Here is a 6,998-nt window from a genome sequence, read left to right as displayed (position 1 = left end):
AAGAAAAGGCCCAAAATAGTCATGGTAGTAGAAGTCCTCAGCGGCGGCGCCATTATCTGACAGAAATACAATCATCGTATTTTCATATTCTCCAATTTCTTTCAGATGCTGCATCAGCCTTCCGATGTTGAAGTCTAAATTGTCCACCATGCCGGCATAGAGTTCCATCTTTCGGGCTTCCTTCTTCTTTTCTTCGGGAGAAAGCGAATCCCAAAGTTTGACCCTTGGATGAAGGGGAGGTGTTTGCGCATTAGGATGGATTAAACCGGCTTTTTTGAGGGATTCCAATCTTTTTTCGCGAAGGACTTCGTAACCATCATCATAGCGGCCCTCGTATTTTTTCCAGTAGGTTGAATCCACCTGCAGCGGCCAATGCGGAGAAGTGTAAGCGGCAAAAACAAAGAAGGGCTGTCCATCCTCCCGATCGGCATTGATGTAGGATATTAGTTTGTCCGTATAAAAATCCGTGGAATACGCGCCTTCAGGCCAATTGGCTTCTTCTCCATTTTCTGTGTAGATCGAAATGGGTGTTTTCGGGAAAATACCTCTTTCACTGTAATGGTTGGCCCCACCTTCCAAGGTCACAAAAGATTTTTCAAACCCTTTGTTGGCAGGATTGGCCTCTGCGGATCCTCCCAAATGCCATTTTCCGGCCATGTAAGTGTGGTAACCCGCAGAACGGAGTATTTCAGGGACAGGAATAATCCGGTCACTAAGCTGTCCCTCGTATCCGGGAATTCCTGTGACCAAATCCTGTGAACCCATACCGGCTACATGATTGAAATTCCCGGACAGTAACATAGCCCGGCTAACTGCACAGAATGGGGCGGTATGAAAGTGGCTAAACCGGATGCCTTCTTTGGCCAATTGATCCAGATTGGGCGTGTGGAGATCTCCTCCAAAGGATCCCAAATCCGCATAGGCCAAGTCATCGGCCATTATTAATAGGATATTGGGAGGCTTAGGGGGCGGTATTTCTTTTTGGCAGGAAAATAGGAGGATTCCTAAAGATGCTATGAAGATGATTGGTCTGATCTGATAGTTCATTTGTAAATCTGTTTTTCAGAAAGCTTTTAATTGGTAATGGTGAATAGTTAGCCTCTGATAAATGTTAAATAAGATAAGTATTTTTTGATTTATTCTTTTTATCCTTCTAACCTTTATTCTTCTTCCACATCCGATACGACTTACCCAGGAAATAAATTCCTGTCAAAACCCCAATCAAGGTCAGCATTCCCTTTATTTCAAATCCCGTCAAATTGGACAGGAAAAAAAGAATGATACCTGCTGAAAGGATAGGAACGGTATAACCAAAAGGGATTTTGAAACCCCCATTATCCAATTCCTTCTTTCTTCGAAGACCGATCACCGAGAGCGAAACGCCAAAATAAAGCAACAATACACTTGAAGCGGCGATTACGGCCAATTGCCTAAAGCCTCCTATGGTGGCAAGGGTAAAACCCAGCCCACTGTACAGCAAAATCGCCAAATAAGGAGTTTTGAATTTGTGGTGGATAGAAGCCAACCTACTGAAAGGAATCACCCCATCCCGGGAAAGTCTAAATATGACTCTTGGATTATTCAGGATCTGCCCGCTGACCATTCCAAACATGGATATCCCTGTTCCGAAAAATAGCAGGGTATATCCTAGGGGTCCAAAAACAATTTTAGCAGATTCTGCCAGAGGTGCTTCTTTTAGATTTGGAAGGTCGTTGCCCAAAACTCCCTGAGAAACCAATTGGATAAGTATGTAAAGCAATAGCACTCCCGAAATCCCTATAAAAATCGCACGGGGTACCGTCTTTTGTGGGTTTTTGATTTCCCCTCCAATTGATAGGCCAGCATCTCCACCCATAAAAGCAAAAAACAAGATCAGGGAAGACTCTCCCAATTTTTGGATGGTCGGTTCAGATTCCCAAGATAAATTGACCCATTGAACATCTTTCCAGCCAAAGCTTATAAGGAGCAATAGCGGAATCAATTTGGCGACGGTAGTGATTTTGACCAATCCTATCCCTTGTTTGACTCCGATCACATTGAGGATGGTCAAGCCTGAAAATAAAAGAAAAAGGGAAAATATTCTAAGAGTTGAATTCTTGAAAATCGGAAACAGTAAAGCCAAAATCTCAACTAAGGCATTGGAAACTGCCGCATCGGCAAAAATACTTCCCATCAAAGAAAATATCGAAACTAAAAATCCGGGATAAGCTCCAAATGCAGTCTCCACATAGGCGTATCCTCCACCTGAATGGGTCACCTTGCTCCCCACCTCTGCAAAACAAAGCATGACCAATCCGATCAATAGTCCGCAAAAAAGGTAAGCCAAGACTCCTGAAGCTCCCATGGTTTCGGCGATGATGGCCGGCAATACAAAGATGCCGGCACCTACCATGATATTGACAATATTGGCTGAGAGTCCCCATACGCCAACTTCTCTTTTTAATCCTTCTTGGGTGGTTTGCATAGGGGGTTTGAAAAATGGGGATGGATGGATTTTTTGATCATGTTTAAGTTAAATACCAATGCAATTTTTTCAAGTAATCCTTGAAGAGGGTCTTACGGCGATTAATGCATTTGGGAATAAGATAAAAAAATCAATCGTTCGAGAACGTCGAGTTAGGACGAAGCGCAGGGTTTTCTTCCCCAATGAGGGGATTTATTGTCCGGAGGAGGGTTTGGGAAAAAGGGGATTTAATTTAATCTGGGATATTTGTTGGGTTCGGGTCTTGTTAGATAACCTGGAGTGTTTTCAAATTCAACTCTTTCAGAGTTGAAAAAAATGAGGGACTGATTATCATTATTTACCCCACATTATCATGTGGGGCTAATCGAATTGATTCCCCGCCACGGCGGGCAAGCTCTTCAGGAATCACAACAAACCAATCAATTTAAATGTGTTATCTTTATTTCCCCGTCACGTCTGCAAACTACTCAGGAATCAATCATTTGATAAGAATTGAAAAAAATGATTGACATCAAGATGATACAATCTTTATGGATTCAACTTTAAATCCTGTGCAGCTACTATCTGCCACTTTTTATCTCTGTATATCCAGGTATCGGTCCAGATATTTGTTGTGCTGGTGGAGTCAGCTTTTTTTGTCCAGGTTTCATTACCCTGTGCCACAGCGGCCTCTCCGTAAAATCTTATGGTAACATTGAAAACCTTGGGTTTGTAATATCGGTTTGCTTTCATCTTAGACTCACGAATCAAGGTTTGTTTGTCATAAAGATCACCCCTTAAACTTACCCCCACGAAGTCATCTGCTACAATTCTATCAATTACTAAGGAATCGCCCTCATTTATCGCTCCAGCCCATTCTTGTGCAGATTTTAAGATATACGCGTTGGCTGCTTCATAATCTATTTTCTGAGAACAGGAGTAAAGGAATTGGGCGGAAATTAGAAATAGAAATACGGAATTTTTCATTTTACCTCATTTTGTCAGTTCCTTATCAGCGATTAAGTCATCTCGGAGTTTCGTTAACTGAAAGGGGATTCGATAGCGTTTTTTCTGTTTTCATTCCATGTATTGATGCTCAATGCAATCAATATACCGATCACGACAAGAAATATTTGACCTAAAGCATAGACCAAATATTGCGTGACTCGGTTTTGTTGAAGGAGTTTTTGACGGATTTTGTGATAGAATTTTAGCATGGTGCTTTTCTACAATTGTTTAATCCACAAGAACATCCTGATTTTTGAGCGCAGCCATGCCTCCAAGAATCAACCAATTGCCATCCACTATTTTCCAGGTATGGGTAAACTTAAAGGTTTGTCTTCTGACAATCTCGTTTTGATTGTTTTTCCAAAAGTAATCTGTGTCGTAGAATACCATCACCACATCTTCGATTGCATTTGATGCTTTTTTGTGAAGGGTATAGCTATATTTCAGTTCAGGATCTTTGTGCAAATCAGGGATCCAACTGTCGATTTTACTTTTATCAGCTACCCCATCCCCAAAACCCGGATAGCCAATAAAATCTTCGTGCCAAAGTGTTTTATAAGCAACTGTGTCGATGTCCTGTACATATTCCCAATACAGTTCTTCCATGTGCCAGGCTTCATCCTCAATTTCGGATTTGTTTGGTGTAGGAGCTGTTTTTTCCTCCTCTGAGGAATTACTGCTGCTTTCGCTGCAACCTGCCATGATGAGTGAGGCAAGGAATGCAAAAACTATAATTGGGATTGATTTTTTAGTTTTCATGTAGTCCGATGTTGGGGAGTGTTATTCATGATCAAATTTCCAACAATTCCATTCGGGAATAAGATAAATAAATCAATCGTTCCTGAACGGTGACTTAGGACGAAGTGCATGCATTATTTTCCCAATGAACTGGTTTTCTTTCCGAAGGAAGCAACGAAACCTTTCTAAAAAGTACCAAATCCTCTCCAAAAAAATGCATAATCAGCTCATGCAGCTTTTGCAGGTTTAAAGTAAAATAAGATCCGGGTGCCATCTTTTACTTCTTCCTGCATGGTGCCGTTTAATTGCTGTGTGAGAAGCGAGATCAATTGCCCGCCAAAACCGGTGCCTTTGATCTGCCCGCTTTTGCCCACCCCATTGTCGCTTACCTCTAACTGGAGTACGCCATCGGTATTTTTATGAAGGGTGATTTCAACCTTGCCTTGCTGGCCCTCAGGGAAAGCATATTTAAGCGTATTTGTCAACAATTCATTTACAATTAGCCCTAGCGGGACGGCCGTATCAATATCCACATCAAGGTTATCCATGGCACATTCAAGGGTTACCCGCTTTTCCGCACCGAAGGATCCGATCAAACTTTCACCCAGATTGATAAAGTAATCCTTCATTTCAATGGCGCCAAGATTGGTGCCCTGATAGAGTTTTTGATGCACGATGCCAATGGATTGCACCCTGTTTTGCCCTTCCTGCATGGCATCTTTAGTATTGGGGTCATCTATTTGTGCGGATTGTAGGGCCAACAAACTGCTGACTACTTCAAGGTTGTTTTTTACCCGATGGTGGATTTCTTTTAACAGCAATTCGTTTTCTGCATTTTTGGCAGCAAGCAAGCGGTTAGCTTGGGTACGAGCTTGGTTACTGCGGTACCCAAAAATCAAAAAGCCTGTTAGCAGTATTGCTACACCAATACTAAGCCATTGCACCAATCGTTGTTGGGAAAGCTGCTTTTCCTGCGATGCAATAGTGGCTTCCTTTTTTCCGGTTTCGTAGCGGGTAAGCATTTCGCTCATGGCAATATCACTTTCTTTTTTGGCAGTGCTATCGCGCATTATTCTTGCTTTCTTTTGGTAGGCTAAAGCCTCCTTATAATCTCCCAATTTTTCGTAAATGGTGCTGATATGGCCATAGTTCTCTGTGAGGTTCGATAAGTCCCCATCTTTCTCAAGTAAACGGACGGTTTCCAACTGATAAGGCAGGGCATTTCCGTAATTTTCCAAAAGTAGATTTACTTCACCGAGGTTAGCTGTTACTGTGTGTATGGCGTTATTGTAATTGGTTTGTTTCGCTAGAGCGAGTGTAGCTTCATATTGAACCAATGCTTCATCATATCTTTTCAGTCTTTTGAGTGCATTGCCCCTGTTGTTCATAAAATCGCACATGTTCATGCCGGGGAAACCCAGTGATTTGGCCAGGTCATGAGCTTTGTCAAAATAATACAATGCATCTTCATGCTTGTACATGGCTATGCTAGCAGCGCCGGCAGCGGTATAACCATATACCAATTCGTCTTGTAAGTTATTCTTCTCACAGATGTCAATGGTTTTAATTGCCCAATCCAAAGCTTCCGCCTGTCTGCCCTGTCGGGATACATCTTCGGAAAGACGGGAATAGGCACCTGCAATTCCGAGCTTGTCATCAAGTTCCTCCATGAGAGCGAGAGCGTTCAGGTCGGCCTGCATGGCATCATCCAATTCGCTCTTTTTTTTGTGTACCCAGCCAATTTTAAACCAGGTGGTGGCTTGCCCTTTTTTATTATTGATGGCCTTATAGCCCTTCATGGCTTTTTCAAAATAAAAAGAAGCGGAGTCTATTTCAAGCAGGTTGGCATGGTTGCGCCCCTGCATTTCATAGAATTCGGGTTGTGCTGTTTTATCATTTGTCCTTTCGGCATGGGCTACTCCCATGCGTGCAAATCCCAACCCTAAGTTTAGATTGACATTAGTGGTAAGGTTCACCAAACTCCTGATCAGTTCAGTTTTTTTATCATTTTGTTGTTCTACAGATAATAATTGCTTGAGGCTATCTATTTCAGTGGTTTGTCCTAAGGCACCCTGGCAGAAGGAAATGGGCAAGAGTAAAAAGATTTTTATAAAACGATTCATGGGCATAAGTTGGATGGTGATTTAATAGCTTAAAATCGAAAGTTTATGTAATCAGGATTTATGAATGTAATGCAAAATACCATTCAAACAATCACTAACTTTAACCAAACCCAAAATAAATGACCAAAGCCAATATCTTCCTTCTCGCTGTAGTACTTCTAGCCGCAGTTTCCTGTAAGCCTGAAAAGCAATGGGACGCACTTTTTAATGACAAAGACCTCACTGGTTGGGATACCTACTTGGGGCCCGCATGGGTAGCCACGTCCGACTCCACTGTGAAAAAGTCTGACAGTCCCCTCGGCCTGAATATCGACCCACAAAGTGTATTCAGTGTGGTGGAAGTGGATGGAGAGCCCGCTATCCGCATATCCGGGGAGCAATGGGGCGGCTTGTCCACGACGCAAGATTACAGCAATTACCACCTCAGCCTTCAATTTAAATGGGGCGAAGCCAAACATAAACCTCGCGATAAAAATAAAAGGGACAGTGGGTTACTATACCATGCCGGGGGTCCACATGGGGCAGACGGTGGTTTTTGGATGCGATCACAGGAGTTACAGGTGCAGGAAGGTGATTGCGGCGACTATTGGGGAGTGGCTGGGGGTATAATGGACATACCGGCAAAGAAGATGGATGAACTCTATGTCTATGACCCTGATGTCGAAAAATTGGTATTCAGTGATTTG

General features: G+C 42.6%; 7 protein-coding genes. 1 reads left to right on the top strand and 6 read right to left on the bottom strand.

Going from position 1 to position 6,998, the window contains the following annotated elements; genetic code table 11:
• The 6 genes from ACEW8U_RS02330 to ACEW8U_RS02305 form a co-directional block, all read right to left on the bottom strand.
• Positions 1 to 1,047, bottom strand: a 1,047-nt coding sequence (locus ACEW8U_RS02330; RefSeq protein ID WP_373520422.1) for a sulfatase-like hydrolase/transferase, incomplete at its 3' end; no start/stop codon positions are given.
• A 106-nt stretch (positions 1,048 to 1,153) separates the two neighbouring features.
• Complete coding sequence (locus ACEW8U_RS02325) at positions 1,154 to 2,464, bottom strand: APC family permease (RefSeq protein ID WP_373520421.1); 1,311 nt, start codon at positions 2,462 to 2,464, stop codon at positions 1,154 to 1,156.
• Between the two features lie 528 nt (positions 2,465 to 2,992).
• Positions 2,993 to 3,430: a nuclear transport factor 2 family protein gene (locus tag ACEW8U_RS02320; protein WP_373520420.1), complete on the bottom strand. Its 438-nt coding sequence runs from the start codon at positions 3,428 to 3,430 to the stop codon at positions 2,993 to 2,995.
• A gap of 53 nt (positions 3,431 to 3,483) precedes the next feature.
• Positions 3,484 to 3,660 (bottom strand): DUF6090 family protein, encoded by a 177-nt coding sequence (locus ACEW8U_RS02315; RefSeq protein ID WP_373520419.1) that lies wholly within the window; start codon positions 3,658 to 3,660, stop codon positions 3,484 to 3,486.
• Between the two features lie 19 nt (positions 3,661 to 3,679).
• Positions 3,680 to 4,210 carry a nuclear transport factor 2 family protein gene (locus tag ACEW8U_RS02310; protein WP_373520418.1) on the bottom strand — a complete coding sequence of 177 codons (531 nt, stop codon included), beginning with the start codon at positions 4,208 to 4,210 and terminating at the stop codon, positions 3,680 to 3,682.
• A 206-nt stretch (positions 4,211 to 4,416) separates the two neighbouring features.
• A complete protein-coding gene (locus ACEW8U_RS02305; RefSeq protein ID WP_373520417.1) occupies positions 4,417 to 6,312 on the bottom strand; it encodes a histidine kinase dimerization/phosphoacceptor domain -containing protein in 1,896 nt (631 codons plus the stop codon).
• 119 nt (positions 6,313 to 6,431) lie between these two features.
• On the opposite strand from ACEW8U_RS02305, the gene ACEW8U_RS02300 reads away from it, so the two are divergent.
• On the top strand, positions 6,432 to 6,998 hold a 567-nt coding region (locus tag ACEW8U_RS02300; protein WP_373520416.1), incomplete at its 3' end, for a DUF1080 domain-containing protein.

The sequence above is a fragment of the Aquiflexum sp. genome (genome assembly GCF_041751335.1).
GTDB lineage: Bacteria > Bacteroidota > Bacteroidia > Cytophagales > Cyclobacteriaceae > Aquiflexum.
This window is presented reverse-complemented; position numbering and strand designations above follow the sequence as displayed.